General features: G+C 67.4%; 14 protein-coding genes. 5 read left to right on the forward strand and 9 right to left on the reverse strand.

Annotated elements, in window-relative coordinates; genetic code table 11:
* Nucleotides 1-200 precede the first annotated feature (200 nt).
* The 3 genes from FBY33_RS20115 to FBY33_RS20125 all read left to right on the forward strand — a co-directional run bounded on the left by FBY33_RS20115 (nt 201) and on the right by FBY33_RS20125 (nt 2,699).
* Complete coding sequence (locus FBY33_RS20115; RefSeq protein ID WP_142032289.1) at nt 201-1,001, forward strand: ABC transporter substrate-binding protein; 801 nt, start codon at nt 201-203, stop codon at nt 999-1,001.
* A 93-nt stretch (nt 1,002-1,094) separates the two neighbouring features.
* Nucleotides 1,095-1,886 carry an amino acid ABC transporter permease gene (locus tag FBY33_RS20120; protein WP_142032293.1) on the forward strand — a complete coding sequence of 264 codons (792 nt, stop codon included), beginning with the start codon at nt 1,095-1,097 and terminating at the stop codon, nt 1,884-1,886.
* A 12-nt stretch (nt 1,887-1,898) separates the two neighbouring features.
* Nucleotides 1,899-2,699 carry an amino acid ABC transporter ATP-binding protein gene (locus FBY33_RS20125; RefSeq protein ID WP_142032296.1) on the forward strand — a complete coding sequence of 267 codons (801 nt, stop codon included), beginning with the start codon at nt 1,899-1,901 and terminating at the stop codon, nt 2,697-2,699.
* Nucleotides 2,700-2,812: 113 nt separating this feature from the next.
* Here FBY33_RS20125 and menD read toward each other — a convergent pair whose 3' ends face one another.
* The 8 genes from menD to FBY33_RS20165 form a co-directional block, all read right to left on the reverse strand.
* Complete coding sequence (gene menD, locus FBY33_RS20130) at nt 2,813-4,612, reverse strand: 2-succinyl-5-enolpyruvyl-6-hydroxy-3-cyclohexene-1-carboxylic-acid synthase (RefSeq protein ID WP_442858357.1); 1,800 nt, start codon at nt 4,610-4,612, stop codon at nt 2,813-2,815.
* Nucleotides 4,613-4,671: 59 nt separating this feature from the next.
* The gene (locus FBY33_RS20135; RefSeq protein WP_142032301.1) at nt 4,672-6,738 is read right to left on the reverse strand and encodes a PhoX family protein; all 2,067 of its coding nucleotides are present in this window, start codon (nt 6,736-6,738) and stop codon (nt 4,672-4,674) included.
* A 185-nt stretch (nt 6,739-6,923) separates the two neighbouring features.
* The gene (locus FBY33_RS20140; protein ID WP_142032303.1) at nt 6,924-8,126 is read right to left on the reverse strand and encodes an IS30 family transposase; all 1,203 of its coding nucleotides are present in this window, start codon (nt 8,124-8,126) and stop codon (nt 6,924-6,926) included.
* 354 nt (nt 8,127-8,480) lie between these two features.
* Nucleotides 8,481-9,509 (reverse strand): o-succinylbenzoate synthase, encoded by a 1,029-nt coding sequence (locus tag FBY33_RS20145; protein ID WP_142032305.1) that lies wholly within the window; start codon nt 9,507-9,509, stop codon nt 8,481-8,483.
* A 60-nt stretch (nt 9,510-9,569) separates the two neighbouring features.
* Nucleotides 9,570-10,586 carry a magnesium/cobalt transporter CorA gene (gene corA, locus FBY33_RS20150; protein ID WP_142032308.1) on the reverse strand — a complete coding sequence of 339 codons (1,017 nt, stop codon included), beginning with the start codon at nt 10,584-10,586 and terminating at the stop codon, nt 9,570-9,572.
* On the reverse strand, nt 10,583-11,188 hold the full coding sequence (locus FBY33_RS20155; RefSeq protein WP_235010621.1) for a GbsR/MarR family transcriptional regulator: 606 nt from the start codon (nt 11,186-11,188) through the stop codon (nt 10,583-10,585). Before FBY33_RS20155 ends, corA begins: the two co-directional genes overlap by 4 nt.
* The gene (locus tag FBY33_RS20160) at nt 11,185-12,807 is read right to left on the reverse strand and encodes an ABC transporter permease (protein WP_235010622.1); all 1,623 of its coding nucleotides are present in this window, start codon (nt 12,805-12,807) and stop codon (nt 11,185-11,187) included. The genes FBY33_RS20155 and FBY33_RS20160 overlap by 4 nt, the downstream gene beginning before the upstream one ends.
* Before the next feature lies 1 nt (nt 12,808).
* Nucleotides 12,809-13,795, reverse strand: coding sequence for an ABC transporter ATP-binding protein (locus FBY33_RS20165; protein WP_142032312.1), 987 nt, complete (start codon nt 13,793-13,795; stop codon nt 12,809-12,811).
* A gap of 53 nt (nt 13,796-13,848) precedes the next feature.
* Here FBY33_RS20165 and FBY33_RS20170 point away from each other — a divergent pair, with 53 nt between their 5' ends.
* Nucleotides 13,849-15,039, forward strand: a complete 1,191-nt coding sequence (locus FBY33_RS20170; protein WP_200831430.1) for an MFS transporter — start codon at nt 13,849-13,851, stop codon at nt 15,037-15,039.
* Between the two features lie 36 nt (nt 15,040-15,075).
* On the forward strand, nt 15,076-15,981 hold the full coding sequence (locus FBY33_RS20175) for a phosphatase PAP2 family protein (RefSeq protein WP_142032314.1): 906 nt from the start codon (nt 15,076-15,078) through the stop codon (nt 15,979-15,981).
* Between the two features lie 105 nt (nt 15,982-16,086).
* Here the strand turns inward: FBY33_RS20175 and FBY33_RS20180 are convergent, their stop codons facing one another.
* Nucleotides 16,087-17,481, reverse strand: a complete 1,395-nt coding sequence (locus FBY33_RS20180; protein ID WP_142032316.1) for a dipeptidase — start codon at nt 17,479-17,481, stop codon at nt 16,087-16,089.

The following is a 17,481-nucleotide window of genomic DNA, read 5'->3' on the forward strand; positions in this document are numbered from 1 at the left end:
GGTCAAAACGACATTTACTGCTACCTAGTTGGGTAAGGAGTCTGGGATCGCGGACAACGGGTGGCGTGGAAGGCTTGAATCTTGTTGTGGTTTAGTTATCCAATAATCAAAAGAAGTTTTCTGTGATGCACATCTCCTTATCGGCGCTACACTATGAACCGGTTTAGTCCCGCATACCCCTGCAACAAAAGGTAAGAAATATGCAGCTCAAGTCCCTGGCCACGGCCAAAATGTCAGCCAAGGCAGCAGCACTCCTGGCCGCCGGCGTTCTCACACTCACGGCATGCGGCGGAAGCTCAACCCCAGCAGCCTCCGAAGGCGGCATCAAACTGATCAACGCCGGCAAACTTACTGTCTGCTCCGACATCCCCTACGAGCCCTTCGAATTCCAGAAGGACGGCAAGACCGTCGGTTTCGACATCGACATCGCCAACGAAGTAGCCAAGGACCTCGGCGCGGAACTCAACACGGTGGACAGCTCCTTCGAAGCCATCGAGACCGGCACCGCACTCACCCAGTGCGACGTGTCCATCTCTTCGATCTCCATCACCGATACGCGTAAGTCGGTCATGGACTTCTCCACGCCCTACCTGGATGACGACCTGACGCTGGTGGCCAGCACCGATTCCGGAATCAAGAGCCTGGATGACGCCAAGGGCAAGAAGGTGGGCGTCCAGCAGGCCACCACCGGCGCTGAGTACGCCAAGGACAAGGGCATCGAGGCACAGCAGTTTGAGGACACCGGCCTCCTGGTCCAAGCCCTCCAGGCGGGCACCGTCGACGCCGCCCTGGGCAACCAGTCGGTCCTGGGCTACGCCATCAAGGACGATCCCAAGTTCAAGAGCGTCGAGGACTTCGCAACGGGCGAGAAGCTCGGCATTGCCGTCAAGAAGGGCAACACGGCCATGCTGGAGAAGGTCAATGGCACGCTCAAGCGCCTGACCGATGACGGCTCGCTGGAAAAGTTCAAGACCACCTGGTTCGGCCAGACCGCCAAGTAGGCCTGCGGGCTATCGAACGCCGCTGGGGCCCCGGACAGGCTGTAGTCAGTCCGTCCGGGGCCTCAGCCACGCACAACGAAATGTGAGCTATTAATGGCAATGACCGCACGCCAACGGGCCAGGGTAAGCCTCTACGTCCAGGGCGGAATCTTCCTCGTGGCCCTGGTGGCCATCATCCTGGCCGTGGACTGGAAGACCATCGGCAACAGTGTCTTCAACTTCGGCAAGATCGGTCCGATGTTCCCGGACATCTTCCTGTCCGGCCTTAAGAACACCCTGGTTTACACCTTCCTCGGCTTTATTGTGGGGCTCTCGGGAGGCCTGCTGCTGGCCCTCATGAAGCTCTCCAGCTTCCCGCTCTACCGCTGGATTGCCACCGGCTACATCGAGTTCTTCCGCGGCATCCCCGCGCTCCTGGTCTTCATCGCCTTTGGCTACGGTGTTCCGCTGGCGTTCGGCGTCCAGTGGAACGTGACCATCGTCGTCATGATCTCCCTGGGCATGGTGGCCTCGGCCTACATCGCAGAGACGCTTCGCGCCGGCCTCCAGGCTGTGCCCAAGGGCCAGCTTGAGGCAGCCCGGTCACTGGGCATGCCGCAGTGGCGTGCCATGGTGACCATCGTGATCCCGCAGGCCTTCAAGATCGTCCTGCCGCCGCTGACCAATGAGGTCATCCTGCTGACCAAGGACTCCTCGCTGATCTACGTCCTGGGCCTGACCGCCTCGCAGTACGAACTCACCAAGTTCGGCCGCGACGGTATCTCCAGCCTGGGCGCGGGCCTGACTCCGCTCCTGGTGGCCGGTGCCTTCTACCTGGTGATCACCATCCCGCTGAGCCTCCTGGCCCGGAAGTTCGAAAGCCGCTCCGCGCGGACCAAGCGATAGGCAGGGAAGACCATGAACGACGTCGTAAATTCCTCCGGCAGCACCAGCACCATCCACGCCGCCGGCGTAGCCATCGCCAACCTGCGGAAGTCCTACGGTTCGAACGAGGTCCTGAAGGACATCAGCCTGAACGTTGCCCCGGGTGAAGTGGTCTGCCTGATCGGCCCTTCCGGCTCCGGCAAATCCACGCTGCTCCGTTGCGTGAACCTGCTGGAGCAGCCCAACCAGGGCAGCATCCATGTGGGAGGCTTCGAGGCCACCGATCCGGATGTGGACATCGACAAGATGCGCCGTAAGGTGGGCATGGTGTTCCAGCAGTTCAACCTGTTCCCGCACCTGGACGCCAAGCGCAACTGCACCGTGGCGCAGACCAAGGTGTTGAAGCGCTCCCAGGCCGAGGCGGACAAGGTTGCATTGCACAACCTTGAGCGCGTAGGCCTGGGGCACCTCGCGGACCGGTTCCCCGACCAGCTTTCCGGCGGCCAGCAGCAGCGTGTGGCGATCGCCCGCGCACTGAGCATGGACCCGGAACTGATGCTTTTTGACGAGCCCACCTCAGCGTTGGACCCGGAAACCGTGGGCGATGTCCTCTCGGTCATGCGCAACCTGGCCAAGGAAGGCATGACCATGCTGGTGGTGACCCACGAGATGGGCTTCGCCCGCGAGGTGGCCGACCGCGTGGTGTTCATGGACGGCGGCGTGGTGGTGGAGGAAGGCGTGGCCGAGCAGGTCATTTCCGCCCCCACCCAGCCCCGCACCAAGGAGTTCCTGCGCCGAGTCCTGGACCCGACGCACATCGAGATCGAGGAATAGGCCTTCGGATTTTCGACCCTCAAATTCCCTGGCGCTGCCGATATTTCGATGGCGTCAGGGAATTTTTGCGTCCGGGGGTGATGTGCGCGCCGAGGAAGTAACCCGGCGAGTGCCTACTGCCCCGCCAGCACACCCTCGACAGCGGCAGCAACGGCTTCCTTGATCCGGGCATGCAGCTGCCGCAGCTGCCGGCGGTCCGTGCGGACCTCCACGATGCTGCGCCCCTGCACAGGCCGGGCCAGCGCTTCGGCGAGTCCCGCCGTCGTACTTACCAGTGAATGCCCGACGCCGTACGCTGCGGCGAGTGCCGCGGTGTCCACGGAGTGCGGGGTAGCGAAGAGCCGTTCGACGGCGTCTCCGTAGCGGCCGCCCTCCTCGACTCCCCCGTGCTCCAGGAGCCCGAAGATCGCGCCGCCGGAGTCGTTCAGGACCACGATCCGCAGGTCCGGCTGTTCTTCCCCCGTGCCGAGGAGGAGCCCGCCGGCATCGTGCAGGAACGTGACGTCGCCCATCAACACGGTGGTCTCCTGCCGGCCGCCCAGGGCGATGCCGGTAGCCGTCGAAACAGTGCCGTCGATCCCGGCCAGGCCCCGGTTTGCGTACACGGTGGCGGCGGGATCAGGCGCGGGCAGCCCGGCCAGGTCCACGTCCCGGATGCCGTTGGAGGACCCCAGCAGCAGCTGGCCGCGGGCGTGCTTCCAGACCAGCGCGGCGACGGATGGCCCGGTGGCAGCGGCTTCTGCGGAGATTACCTGGTCCAGGGCATGCTGTGCAGCGGAACCGGCGAGGAGCCAGATGTCCAGCCAGGCGGAGTTCCCGCGGCCGGCGAAATCGGCGAGGTCCGCCAGGTTTTCCAGTGGCAGCTCGGTGCGGCGGCCGGGCTCGTACCAAGCCACCGGAACCGGCTGGTACAGGGCCGATTCAACATCGGCGCGGGCCAGGAGCGCAGCCACCGGACGGGACAGGGTGGGCCGTCCGAACAGCACCACACGTTCGACCGGCTGTGCGGAACCTGGGCCGAAATGCTCCAGCAGCAGCCGGTACGGACCCACGGCGTTGGGCCCGAAGCGGGAATTGGAGGACGGTTCGGCCAGCAGCGGCAGGTTGTGGGCGCGGGCGAACGCCTCGGCGACCGGACCGGCGTCGTGCCCTGCCAGCACCACGGTGTGCCGCTCCGGCAGGCTGTCCGGGGCCGGCGGCAGGTTCATGACCAGGGGCTCGGTGCCCACCCGGTAGCGCTGCCGCTCCACTGCCTCCGGCAGCCCTTCGTCGTGCGACGGAACCAGGGGGTCGCGGAACGCCAGGTTCAGCTGGACCGGGCCCGGCGGCAGGTCCGGGAAGGCGCCGGTTGCAGCGGAGAGCCCGGTCTGGACCGCCCGCTTGGGGTTGGTCCCGGCGGGAATGTCGACGGCGAAGCGCACCTGCTCACCGAACAGGTCCGGCTGGATGGTGGTCTGGTTGGCGCCGGTTCCGCGCAGCTCGTCGGGCCGGTCCGCGGAGAGGACGATCAGCGGCACGGCGGCATGGTTGGCCTCCATCACGGCCGGCATCAGGTTCCCGACGGCGGTCCCTGACGTGGTGAGCACGGCCACCGGCGAACCGGTGGAGAGGGCCAGGCCCAGGGCCGTGAAACCGGCGGACCGCTCATCGATCCGCACCAGCAGGTCCACGCGGCCGGCAGCGGATGCTTCGGCCAGGGCGTATGCCATGGGTGCCGACCGGGAACCCGGCGACACCACCACGTGCCGCACGCCGCCGTCGAGCAGGACGTCGACGGCGGTCCGAGCCGCGGCCAGCGCGCTCAGCTCATCTTCCTGCAACTCAGCAGGCGTGTCCGGGGCAGGTTCGTTCAACGAAGTCACCAAACCAGTCTGCCACCCCTCGCGGCCACCCCTAAGCACGCGTTGCTCCATCACTTATGGTCCCTAAAACCGCGGCTTAGGGACCATAAGTGATAGAGCAACGGAGTGGGTTAGGCGCGGAACACCTGGACCACCGCGGGACGCGGGGCGCGCGCCTGGCCGGGCGCCGGCGTCGTACCTGCCGGGACGTAATCCGGGAAGAGGGAGTTGGGCGCCTCGAAGGTGCCGTCCTCGCCCGGGTGCTGCACGGCGACGAACACCGTGCGCTCGTCGTCGTGGATGACCGGGCCGCAGGTCTCGGCGTCGCGGGGAACGGAGAGGAACTGCTCCACCTTGCCGCGCTCGGCGCCGTCCAGGGTGACCTTGAAGAGGCCGTCGTTGTAGCCGATACCGGAGGGGGCGCCGTCGGTGGAGATCCAGAGGTTGCCCACGGAGTCGAAGGCCACGTTGTCAGGGCACGAGATGGGCGAGACCTTGTCCACCGGGTAGCCGGAGAAGTAGGTGGCATCGCCCTGGGCGGGGTCGCCGCAGACCATCAGGAGGGTCCAGTTGAACTTGGTGGAGGTCTGGTCGCCGGTTTCGGTGATTTCCACGATATGCCCGTCGCGGTTCTGCGTGCGCGGGTTGACCTCGGTGGCGCCTTCCTTGGTGCCGGTGCCGCGGTCCGAGTTGTTGGTGCAGACCACGTACACCTTGCCGCTGTGCAGGCTGGGCTGGACATCCTCGCAGCGGTCCATCTTGGTGGGGCCCACCTTGTCCGCGGCCAGGCGGGTGTACACCAGGACCTCCTCCACGGACATGCCGGGGACGGCGGACTTGCCGCCCACCACCAGGGGCAGCCATTCGCCGGTGCCGTCAAAGGCGCCGTCGGAGGGGAGCTTGCCCGTGCCGTCGATGTCCGTGGCGGGCGAGCTGCCGGTGAATTTGGCAACGTAAAGGTCGCCCTCGGACAGCAGGTTCATGTTGTGCCGGCGGTCGCCTTCACGGTACTTCTCAGCGGAGACGAACTTGTAGAGGTAGTCGAACTTCTCGTCATCGCCCATGTAGGCCACCACGTGTCCGGATTCGGCCACGATCACGTTGGCGCCCTCGTGCTTGAAACGGCCCATGGCGGAGCGCTTCTTGGGAGTGGAGGTGGGGTCGAACGGGTCCACTTCAACGATCCAGCCGAACCGGTTGGCCTCATTCCCGTAGCCGGGGTTGCGGGTGTCGAAGCGGGGATCGTCCAGTTCCCACTTGCGGGCGGTGGGCTTGGCGGTGAGGCCGTAGCGCTTGTCACCGGCAGAGGTGCCGCCTGCCGCGAAGTAGCCGTTGAAGTTTTCCTCGCCGGAGAGGATGGTGCCCCAGGGGGTGGTGCCGCCGGAGCAGTTGCCAAACGTGCCCTTGATGGCGCGGCCCGAGGGATCCGCGATGGTCTTGACCAGTGCCGAGCCAGCGACGGGGCCGGTCAGTTCGTAGGTGGTGTCCGAGAGGTAGCGGCGGTTCAGCGGGGCGCCCTTGACGTAGCTCCACGGCTTGGTGGTGTTCTTGCGCTCCAGCTCCACGACGGCCAGGCCATGCGCCGCCCGCCCGATCGCCCGGGTTTCCGCGGCGTCGTAACCGGCCGGGACCATGATGCCCTCATTGGTGTATTCGTGGTTGGTGAACAGCACAGCGCGGCGGCCCTTGGTGCCCGGAATTTCCAGGATGTCCGTGTAGTCGTTGTTGTAGCCGAACTGGCGGGCCTGGGCTGCTGCAGTCTGGTTGTTCAGGTCGAAGTCCGGCGAGTCGGCGAACAAAGGATCGCCCCAGCGGATGATCGGCTGCCAGGTGAAACCTTCCGGCACGGTGAAGGCGTCTACGGCCTTGTCCACGGGCTTAATGGCGGTGAACTGTAGCTTGGAGTTGCCGAAGCCTTCCTTGGCGGCCTTGGACAGGCCGGCGGCGGAGGCGGGCTCGGCGGACCCCACCGCTGAGCCGAGGACGACGGCGAGTGCACCTGCGGCTCCCATGCCCAGGGCGGCGCGGCGGGACAGGGTGGCAGAGGCGATGTCGCGGAAGTAGCTGTTGGAGCTGGTGTTGCAGACATCGCCGGCGCAGGCGTTGTCACACTTGAGCGCGCAGGTGACGGGGCTCCGCTTGCCCTTGGTGTGGCCGAGCATGGGCAGGAGGGTGAACTTGCGGGCAGTTTCAGACATGGGAACCTTCCAAGGAATCTCGCTGGGGTGCCTGATCACCCTTCCAGCCGGTTCCTACGGGAAGCCATCAATTGGATGAAGTTATGGTGAACCGCCTGTGACCTGCAGGAACATCTCCAAAACCCGCATCGATTGCTGAGTATCTGCCGTTCTGAGCGTGGAAAGTCAAGTGGTCGTTGCAACGGTTAGGCTGCTGCGGCGAGGAGGAGTTCGTTGAATTTCTGCTTGGGTGTTGCGAGGCCGAGGGTGGGGCGTGGCCGGTTGTTGAGGCTGTCCTGAGCTCGTTTGATGTCCTGGGCCGTGTGGACGGACAGGTCGGTGCTTTTGGCGAACCAGTGCCGCAGGAGCCGGTTGGTGTTCTCGTTCGTCCCGCGTTGCCAGGGCGAGTGCGGGTCGCAGAAGTAGATTTCCGCGTCGATCGCGATCTGGATTTGGGCGTAACGGGCCATCTCGACTCCGCGGTCATAGGTGAGGGTTTTGCGCAGGTCCGCCGGCAGTTCGGCGAACGCGGTGATCATGGCCTTAGCGACCTCGTCTGCGCTGTGGCCGTTGGGCAGGTGCAGCAGCATGGTGTATCGGGTCGAACGTTCCACGCAGGTTCCGATCGCTGAGTTGCTGGCGACCGAGCCGAGTATCAGGTCGCATTCCCAGTGCCCGGGAACGGCCCGGTCCTCGGCTTCAGCAGGACGTTCGGAGATCTTCAGCGCGTCCTTGAACGGACTGTTGTTCCGACCCCGGCCGCGTCCGTCGGTGACCCGTTTGGCCCGGCCGGTGCTCAGTTGCCGGTACAGGTCCTGGCGGACATGACCGCGGCCCTGGACGTAGATGGCCTGATAGATCGTCTCGTGGCTGATCTGCATCCTCTTATCGTCCGGGAATGCACCAGCCAGGACCAGCGAGCACAGCTGGGGGGACCAGCCCTCGTCCATGGCGGACTCCACGAAGCGGGCCAGCGGTTTATGGGCGAGCTTGTGTTCCTTGGGGCGGCGGGCGTTCTGACCTGCCTTTAGCTGCGCGACGTCGGACTGGTAGATGCCGTCATCGCAGCAGTTCCGTCTGGCCTCGCGCCAGATCACTGACCGGTCCCGGCCAAGTTCCCTGCCGATCGCCGCGTAGGACCAGCCATCTCGCAGGCGCACCATGATCACCGCCCGTTCCGACAGACTCAGCCTGCCTGAACCAGGGACGCCGTCCGGAAACGGCGCCCCTGCAGGCCCTCCACGATTGCCCTTGGAAATCTCCACAGGGCCCATCTTCCGGATCCAATGCAGCACCGTTGAGGACCACAGACCCGACACGCGGCACGCCTCACTAATCGACGCTCCCTGCCGCAGCAAAGCAAAAAACCCGTCCCTGACCTGATCCCCAAACACGTACCCCGCCGGCATCGCAACACCCCTTCAAATGGCCTTGTTGCAATGACCATATGAATCCGCCGCGTTGAAAACGACAGATACTCAGCAATCGATGGACTGGACGGGAAGAACGCGCGCACGGGCAGCAGGAGCCCGATTAGCGACAGCGCGATGATGACCAGCTGGTTGAACCTGGTCATTGCCGGGAGGAGGATTTCCAATGAGGTGCACCGCCCAGAACACCGGGTAGAACCAGGGCGCATACCAGGGCCACCGTTCGTGTCGCCGCGCGCTCGAGGTCACCCTATCGCGGCCGGTTCAAGCGGACGATGGGAGTGTCACCATCGGTTGCTGAGTAACTGCCGTTTTGGGCCCTGAAAACGGCAGTTATGGAGCAATCGACGGCTGGGTGGGTGCTGAGCTGAGGAGGGCGTGGACGCGGCGGAGCCGGGCCAGCCACCAGTCCCGTCGTTCGGCAGAAGCCGCAAACTGCCCAAGCAGCCCGGCGTCGGCGCTGACGTCGCGGAGGCGGATGGCGCCGTCGTCGGCCACCAGGGGGTCCAGCGTGATGTCCGATTCGAACAGCGACACGGTTCCCAGGCCGCAGGCGTAAGGCAGCTCCGGCAGGGCGGCGGCCAGCGCAAGGCCCGCACGGATGCCGACGGAGGTGTCCAGCGCGGAGCTGACGACGGCGGGAAGTCCGGCCTGTGCCACGATCTCCAGGGCACGCCGCACTCCCCCAAGTGGTGCCACCTTGACGACGAGAAGGTCCGCCGCCCCGGCCCGGGCCACCTTGAGCGGATCGGTTTCCTTGCGGACGCTCTCGTCCGCGGCGATCAGCACCGGTGTTCCTGCGTCCCGCAGCCGGGTCCGGACCTCAGCCAGGCCCTCGATCGAGGGAACCGGCTGCTCGACGTACTCCAGCACAAACGGTGCCAGCCGGGTCAGGGCGTCCACCGCGCCGGGCACGTCCCAGCCGCCGTTGGCATCCACGCGGATGGCTGCGTCCGGCAAGGCGTCGCGGACGGCACTCACCCGGCTCACGTCGTCGTCCAGGGACTGCCCCTGCTCGGCCACCTTGACCTTGACGGCGTCCACGCGCCCGAACCGGGCCAGGACGTCAGGAACGCGGTCAGCGGAAACGGCGGGCACGGTGGCGTTGACCGGGACGGAGTGCCGCACAGGAGGCGGGAACCCCTGCCAGCCCGCTTCGATGGCGGCGGCCAGCCACCGGGCGGCCTCGGCGTCGCCATACTCGGGGAACGGGCAGAACTCGCCCCAGCCCGCCGGCCCGCGCAGCAGCAGCGTTTCACGTTCCATGATGCCGCGGAACTTCACCCGCATGGGCAGGCTGGCCACGCGGGCGCCTGACAGCAACTCGTCCAGCGGGGGGATGCGGAACTCGTGGGCAGGCATGGATTCACTGTACCGGCGGCTCCGGAAACAGCAGCCGGGAAGCCGCACCTGTGTGGATAACTAGATCCACTTGTTGTGCTTGAACGCCAGGTAAAGGACCAGGCCCATGGCCGCCATCAGGCCCAGCGCGTAGGGGTAGCCGTAGGTCCATGCCAATTCAGGCATATTGGCGAAATTCATGCCGTAGATGGACGCCACCAGCGTTGGGGCGAACAGGATGGCAGCCCAGGAGGAGATGCGCTTGACCTGCTCGCTTTGTTCAAAGCTGGACTCCGTCATCCGCTGCATTTCCTCGTTTTGCCGCTGTGCCACCAGGGCAGCATTCACGGCGAGCGCGTTCTGGAGCAGGGCCCGGAAAGATGCCACACGCTCATTGATCCGGATGACGTGGTCCAGGACGTCGCGGTAGTGGTCCCGCAGCTCGGTTGCCTGGTCACGGGCCGGAGCCCCGGCAATGAGGGCCTGCAGTATTCCCGACAGCGGACTGGTGGCCCGCTGGAAGATGATCACCTGGCGGGACAGCTCGTAGATGCGGCGGGATACATCCGGATCGGCCCCGAAGAGGTCATCCTCAATCTCATCAATGTCGTTTTCGAGGCCGGCCACCACCGGCTCGTATTCGTCCACAACCTGGTCCAGGATGCCGTAGAGCACGGCATCCGGTCCCAGGGCCAGGAATTCGGGCATCGACTCCATCCGGCGGCGGACCTTGGCCAGATCCGGAGACTCGGCGTGCCGAACGGTCACCACATACTCATCCCCGGCAAAAATGTGGATCTCGCCGAAGTCCACCTTTTCCTCGTCGTCCCGATACCGGGCGGGCCTGAGCACAAGGAAAAGGCACTCGCCGTAGTGCTCCAGCTTGGCCCGCTGATGGCCGGCAAGCGCGTCCTCGATGGCCAGGGCGTTGAGGTCGAATTCCTCGCCGACGGACTGCAGCTCCTCACCGTCCGGCCGGTACAGCCCGATCCATGCCATCCCCTCGCGCTGGCGGAGCAGGAAGTAGGTCTCGTCAAGATCCTCCGGGTCCTCGGTGCGCAGCCCGTTCACGTACACCGCGTTGTCAATGATGGTCACGGCGAGCCCTCCCCGGACCGCTCCCGCTCCCAGTCGTCCAGCAGGGCCGGCATCCGCGAATTGAGGAACCGGTAGAAGCGGGCCATGTCCGCCACGCGGGCCTGTGCAGCCGATCCCTCCGGAAGGGTATCCGCCGTCGCGTCGGTCAGCACCGCAAGCTTTTCGTAGATGGGACTGTTCCGCATGGACACCACGTACCACTCGTCCTCATGCAGGGCGTAGAGGTCGCGGCGGCTGCCGGGCAGGGAGACCCGGTGGATAAAACCCACGGTCTGCAGGTACCGCACGGCCCCGGAGACCGCTGCGGCGCTGGCCCCCAGCCGCTCCCCGAGCTCGGCCGCCGTGAGGCTGCCCGTCTCGGACGACACCAGCGCAAGCAGCGTCCGCGCCGGCATCTTGGGGAAACCGGCGGCGGCGAAGGCAGCAGCGGTTCGTTCGGCGGCAGCGACGGTGGGTCCGGCATCGGCAAACCCGGCAGGCCCCGCCGCTCCTGGCACCAGGCCAGCTCCGGGAACCGGCGCGGGCCCGGGAACGGGCGCGGGCCCGGAAACGGGCACGGGCCCCGATACCGGCGCAGCCCCAACATCAGGATCTGCGCTCATGCTGACCCCACTTCCCGCCGCCGCATCACGGCAACGGACAGTGCGGCAACCACTGCGGCGACGGCCAGCATCCACCACGCTCCGCTCCAGTCCGTGGCGTCGCCCTCCGGAACCGGTGTGTGGGTGAACGGGGACAGGTTGCGCAGGTTTTGGTCCAGCCCCAGCATGCCGCCAAAAATGCCCAGCATCACACCCAGGGCCAGCAATGCCCAGCTGGCGGCGATGGTCGCCGCGGGCCACAGGACGAATACCAGGGCCGGAACGGCCAGGTAGTTCAGCGCGGCTGGCACCTGGGCCAACGCGGTCTCCCACAGTGCATCCGCCGGCATGGACATATCACCGGAGCCGCTGAGGGTGGCCCACGCACCCAGGCCTGTCAGCCCTATCACCAGCACCACGGCCGCCGCACCCAGCAGCAGGTAGCCGGCCAGCCACCGGATCCGCCCCACGGGAGCGGCGAGCAGGAGTTCGGCGGTTCCGGCCGCTTCCTCCTGCCGCAGCCTAATGACTGCCTGCAGCGCACAGGCGGCCGCCAGGACCCCGGCCATGGAGAAGATCACCGAGACCATGAGCTGGGTCAGCGAGATTCCCTGCGCCTGGAGCATGGCCCGCATCACCGCCGTGATACCCGTCCCGGGCGTATCGAGGGCGGCTACCGCCTTGCCCAGCGACCCCGCCAGCAGCCCCAGCGCCAGCCCGCTCAGCGCCCAGCCGATGATTGACCCGCTTTGCAGCCGCAGTGCCAGGGCCACCGGACTCCGGAGCCCCGGCCGGGCAGCTGGCCGTCCCGGCCGGGCACCCCACACGCTGGCCCCGGTGTCCCGAATTCGAAGGATGAGCCAGGCGGCCGTCAGGCAGACGACGGCGAGCCCCACCGTCAGCAGCAGGGGCCAGGCGCGGTTCCCTGAGTAGGCATATGTCTGTTGGCCCCAGCCGATCGGTGAGAACCAGCTGGCAAGCCCCTCGGTCATGGTGGTTCCGTCGGCGCCGGGCGTCCCGGTGGCGTCCCCGATCCCGCGCAGGAGATAGGCAAGGACCACCAGCGCGGCAGAGACGCCGTTGGCACCGCGCGAGGTCCCCATGAACTGGGCCACGAGCAGTCCCACGCCCAGGAAAGCGAGGCCGACGGCGCCCGTTGCGGCTCCGGCGGTCAGGGAACCTTGCGGGTCCAGGCCCTGGGCGGCAAAGCCGGCGAACACGGCGAGCGCCACGAGGATGTTCGCCGTGACGCCGTGCAGCAGGGTGGCGGCATTGGGCAGCAGGCGTCCGGCGGGCGTTGCGGCCACCAGTTCCGCGCCGCCGGTTTCCTCGTCGGCGCGGGTGTGGCGTACCGCCAGGAAAGTGCTCATCAGGCCGGCCAGGAGGGCGAGGAACGCGTAAATCAAAAAGAACGTGAAGGCGCCCTGGTCCGCGCCGCGGGGCAGGCCGCGCAGCATCAGGATGGCGGGCGTAGCGATGGCCACCTGCAAAATCTCGGTACGTGCTGCTGCACTGCCGTAGGTTTGGGTGACGGCGGCCGCCGCAAACAGCGCGAACGCCCCGATGGCCGCCACCCAGCTCACCAGCTGCCAGCGGTCCCGCCGCAGGCGCTGGCCCCAGAGGACAAGGAGGACACCCATGTCAGCTCCGCCCCCGGGCGCTGAGCAGGTGCCGCCGGGACCCATGTCCACCGGCGGGTGCATCAGCCTGCGGCTCCGGAGCAGCCGAGGCATCCCCGTAGTGCCGGAGGAACAGCTCCTCCAGCGACGGCGGAACAATCGTCAGGCCCTGGACGCCCAGGGCGCCCAGCGCGGGAAGGACCTCGGCGATCCGGTCCGAGTCGGCGCTGAACCTGACCCGCCCGGCGTCGAGCGTGAGGTCGTGCACCGCTCCCAGGCGCGCCAAGGCCTCCGCGTCCAGGCCGTCCGCGGCGAACGAAACTTGGGACCTGGTGAGGTGCCGCAGCGAGTCCAGCGTGCCGCCGTCGACGATCCTGCCGGCGCGGATGATGCTCACGCGGTGGCACAGCACTTCCACCTCGGAGAGGATATGGCTGGAGAGCAGCACGGTGGCTCCGCGGTCGACGGCGGCAAGCAGCTCGCCGCGGAAGACCTCCTCCATGAGCGGGTCAAGGCCGCTGGTGGGCTCGTCCAGCAGGTAGACCTCCGCTTCGGTGGCCAGGGCCGCGATGAGCGCCACCTTTTGCCGGTTGCCCTTGGAGTAGGCGCGCCCCTTCTTGGCCGGATCGAAATCGAACACCTGGCACAGCCGGTCCTTCCGGCGCCGGTACGCTACAGCGTCCGCGGTGCCGCCGCGCAGCCGGGACAGCAGGTCGATGGTCTCGCCGCCGGACAGGTTGGGCCAGAGCCGGACGTCCCCGGGCACATAGGCCAGGCGGCGGTGCAGCTCCACGGCCTGGCTCCAGGGCTCGAAAGCCAGGACAGCCGCGGAGCCGGAGGTGGGCTTCGCCAGCCCCAGGAGGACGCGCAGGGTGGTGGATTTCCCGGCTCCGTTGGGGCCCAGGAAACCGTGGATCTCACCACGCTGGACGTCCAGGTCCAGCCCGTCCAGGGCCCTGACGTGTCCGAAATGCTTGTGCAGATTCGCTGTGTGGACAACGGTGTTCATGCTTCAAGTCTTCGGAGTTTTCACAATTTTCTGAAGGTACTAAAGTCCCCACTATGAGCACCGGCGATCCCCTGTCCAGCGGCCAGGCCGCCCGCTCCTCCTCGGCGCCCCTCTACGCGGCCGGGTTCGTCACCGCGTTCGGGGCCCACAGCATTGCGGCCGGACTGGGCGCGCAGAGCGGAAACATCGGCCTGACCCTGCTGAACCTGGGCATCCTGCTGGCCCTCTACGACGTTGCCGAGGTCTTCCTGAAGCCCATCTTCGGTGCGCTCAGCGACCGCATCGGTGCCAAGCCTGTCGTCGTCGGCGGACTCCTCGCCTTTGCCGCGCTGTCGCTAATCGGCCTGGGCGCTGCCGACCCATTCATTTTGGCCCTGGCCCGGCTGGGACAGGGCGCGGCGGCGTCGGCCTTCTCGCCGGCGTCGTCCGCCATGGTGGCAAGGATGGCCCGCGGCGGGAAGGCCGGCACTTACTTCGGCCGGTACGGGTCCTGGAAAAGCCTGGGTTACATCATTGGCCCGCCGCTGGGTGCGGGCCTGATCCTGGCCGGCGGCTTCCCGCTGCTGTTCGGCACCCTGTCGGCGCTGGCCGCGGTCACCGCGGTGTGGGTGCTGGTGTCGGTGCCGCACCTGGCGCCGCTGCCGCGGAAGCGGTACACAGTGATGGACCTGGCGCGGCAGGTGGGCGAGCGGCGTTTCCTGGTGCCCACGCTGGTGCTGGCCGCCTCCACGGGAGCGCTGGGTGCCGCCGTCGGCTTCCTTCCAGCGCTGGCCACGCGGCACGGCATGGATGCCTTGGCAGGGACTGCCGCGGTGAGCGTGGTGGCGCTGGGCTCGGTGCTGACCCAGCCGTGGATCGGGCGGCGGCGGGACCGGCACGCCGTCACCGACAACAAGGGTACGACGGCGGGCCTGCTGCTGATTGCCGCGGGCGTCGGCCTGGTGGCGGCCGTCCCCGGCGTGGTCACCATTTTCGTTGCCGCGGCGTGCATCGGGGTGGGGATCGGCGCGGTAACGCCGCTCGGTTTCGCGCACCTGGCGGACACCACCCCGCCGGAGAGGATGGGCCGGACCATGGGTTCGGCGGAACTGGGACGCGAACTGGGCGACGCCGGCGGGCCCCTGCTGGTAGGCGGCATCGCCACGCTCACGGCGCTTCCGTTCGGGCTGGGCGCCCTGGCGCTGCTCGTGGCCGCGGCAAGCATCCCCCGGCTGGACCCGGTCCAACCCACCCCCACCCCCTAAGCGGCCTTCCAGCTTTCTGTGTCACCCTTAACCGCGATGACTTTTTCACAGCAACTACCCACCAGGGCCCTGGTCCGGCCTGCCCCGGGCTCGGCGTTCCTGTTCGTGCTGTCCACCCTGGCGTGCGTTGCCGGACTGTTTGCCACCTACTACTTCTTCGTCCAGACCACCACCGGACAGTTCATTGACGAGTCAGCGCTGGTGGAAGCGGTGGAGATCCACGGCCCCGCCGGAAAGGCAGCCACCCGGTTCCTGGACCTGCTGCCCACCATCTCGCTGGTGATGGCCGCCGTCGTGGTCCTGTTCGTGACGGTGATCCGGCGGCACTGGGCGGAGGCGGGGATCGCCGTGGCCGCCTGCATCGGCGCAAACGTGGCCACCCAAGTGCTGAAGGACCTGCTGCCCCAGCGCCCGGACAAAGGGGTGTTGACGCTGGAGCTGAATTCGCTGCCGTCCGGGCACACCACCCTGGCGGCGTCGGCTGCGGCAGCAGTGTTCCTGATGGCGTCCCCACGCTGGCGGCCCATGGCCGGCTTCATCGGCGGCAGCTTTGCCATCGCCTCCGGGGTATCCACGCTGATCAACCAGTGGCACCGCCCGGCCGACGTGGTGGCCGCGTTCCTGCTGGTGGGCGCGTTCATGATTCCGGCCGGCTGGCTGATCCTCCGCCGCGGTTCATGGAACGAATGGGACGGGTTCGGTGAACATGTTGGCTCGGCCCGGATCTGGCTCACGCTGCCGGTCCTGATCGGGCTGGCCTCGGCCGTGGTGGCGGTGTTTTCGCTGATCCGGATCGCGCCCAGCCCGTGGCAGGAGGCCAGCACCACCAACTACTTCTGGGCGGGCATCGCGCTGATCGTGATCGCGGGCTACCTGGCCACGGTGGCCACCACGTCGCTGTTCGCGTTCGCAGCACGACGGCGGAGCGCGCCGCGCCGCTGACGGGCCGCCTTGGGTGCCACCCTCCCAACTGGGTCGCAATAGATGTCGTTTTCGGGCCTCAAAACGACATCAACTGCGACCTAGTTGGGGAGGGGAAGCAACGGGTCAGCCGGCGTTGAGGCGGGCCAGCAGCAAGGCTTCGGCCACGATGGCGTTCTCGAAGTCGCCCAGGTGGATGGATTCGTTGGCCCCGTGGGCGCGCGAGTCCGGGTCCTCGGCGCCGGTGACCAGGATTTCCGCCTCCGGGTACAGCCTGTTCAGGATGTTGACGGCCGGAATGGAGCCGCCAACGCCCATGGAAACGGCGGGAACACCCCACGCCTCACCCATCGCCGCCAGCATCAGCTGCGATATTGGGGACCCGGCATCCCCCGCAAACCCCTCGGTCCGCCCGCCCGGCGTGAAGACCACTTCGGCGCCGAACGGTACGTGGGCTTCCACGTGCCGGCGGACTGCCTCCATGGCGGCGGCGGTGTCGGAATCCGGTGCCAGGCTGAGGCTGAACCGCGCCCGGGCCGCCGGCTGCAGCGTGTCGGAAGACAGCGCCACGGACGGCGCATCGATCCCGATGATGGCCATGGCGGGTTTGGTCCACAACCGCGACGTCAAGGATCCCGAGCCGGCCAGCGGCACTCCCGGCAGGACGCGGGAATCGGCGCGGAACTCTGCCTCGGTCAGGGACGGACCCGGCTCCTCCGAAGCCGGCAGGCCCTCCACCGCTACGCTGCCGTCGTCGTGGTGGAAGGAAGCGATGAGCCGGGACAGTGCTGCCACGGCGTCCACCAGCGGCCCGCCGTAGGTCCCGGAATGCAGGGCGTGCTCCAGCACCCGCACCTCGATGGTTCCCAGGACCAGCCCGCGCAGGCTGGTGGTCAGGGCCGGCACGCCCACCTTCCAGTTCCCGGAGTCGGCCACCACCAGCACGTCCGCCCGCAGCAGGTCGGCATGCTGCTGCAGCAGCAGGGGCAGCGAAGGCGAGCCCGCCTCCTCCTCGCCGTCGATGAACACGGTAATGCCCACGCCCAGATCGTTGCCCAGGACCCGGAGTGCGTTGCGGACGGAGGCCACGTGCAGCAGCACCCCGGCCTTGTTGTCCGCCACTCCCCTGCCCCACAGCCGGCCGCCGCGCTCCACCGCTTCGAAGGGCGGGCTCTCCCACAGCTCCAGGTCGCCCTCGGGCTGGACGTCGTAGTGCGCGTACAGCAGGATGGTCGGTTTGCCGGGGCGCGCCGGCCGCCGTCCCACCACGGCCGGGGCGCCGGGCTTCCCGTCCGGCCGCGGCGCCTGCAGGATGTCGACGTCGGCAAGGCCGGCGTTGCGGAGCAGGCCCGCCACCTGCTGGGCGGCCTGGTCCAGCTGGGAGGGGTCGAAGGAGTCCCAGGCCATGGCAGGGATGCGGACAAGCTCAGAGAGTTCGTCGACGGCGGCACGGAAGTCGCCGCGGACGGCTTGCCGGAGGCCGGCCAGGACATCCTGGTCCACTGTTGACGGTGGTGCCAT

This window comes from Arthrobacter sp. SLBN-112, assembly GCF_006715225.1.
Taxonomy (GTDB): domain Bacteria; phylum Actinomycetota; class Actinomycetes; order Actinomycetales; family Micrococcaceae; genus Arthrobacter.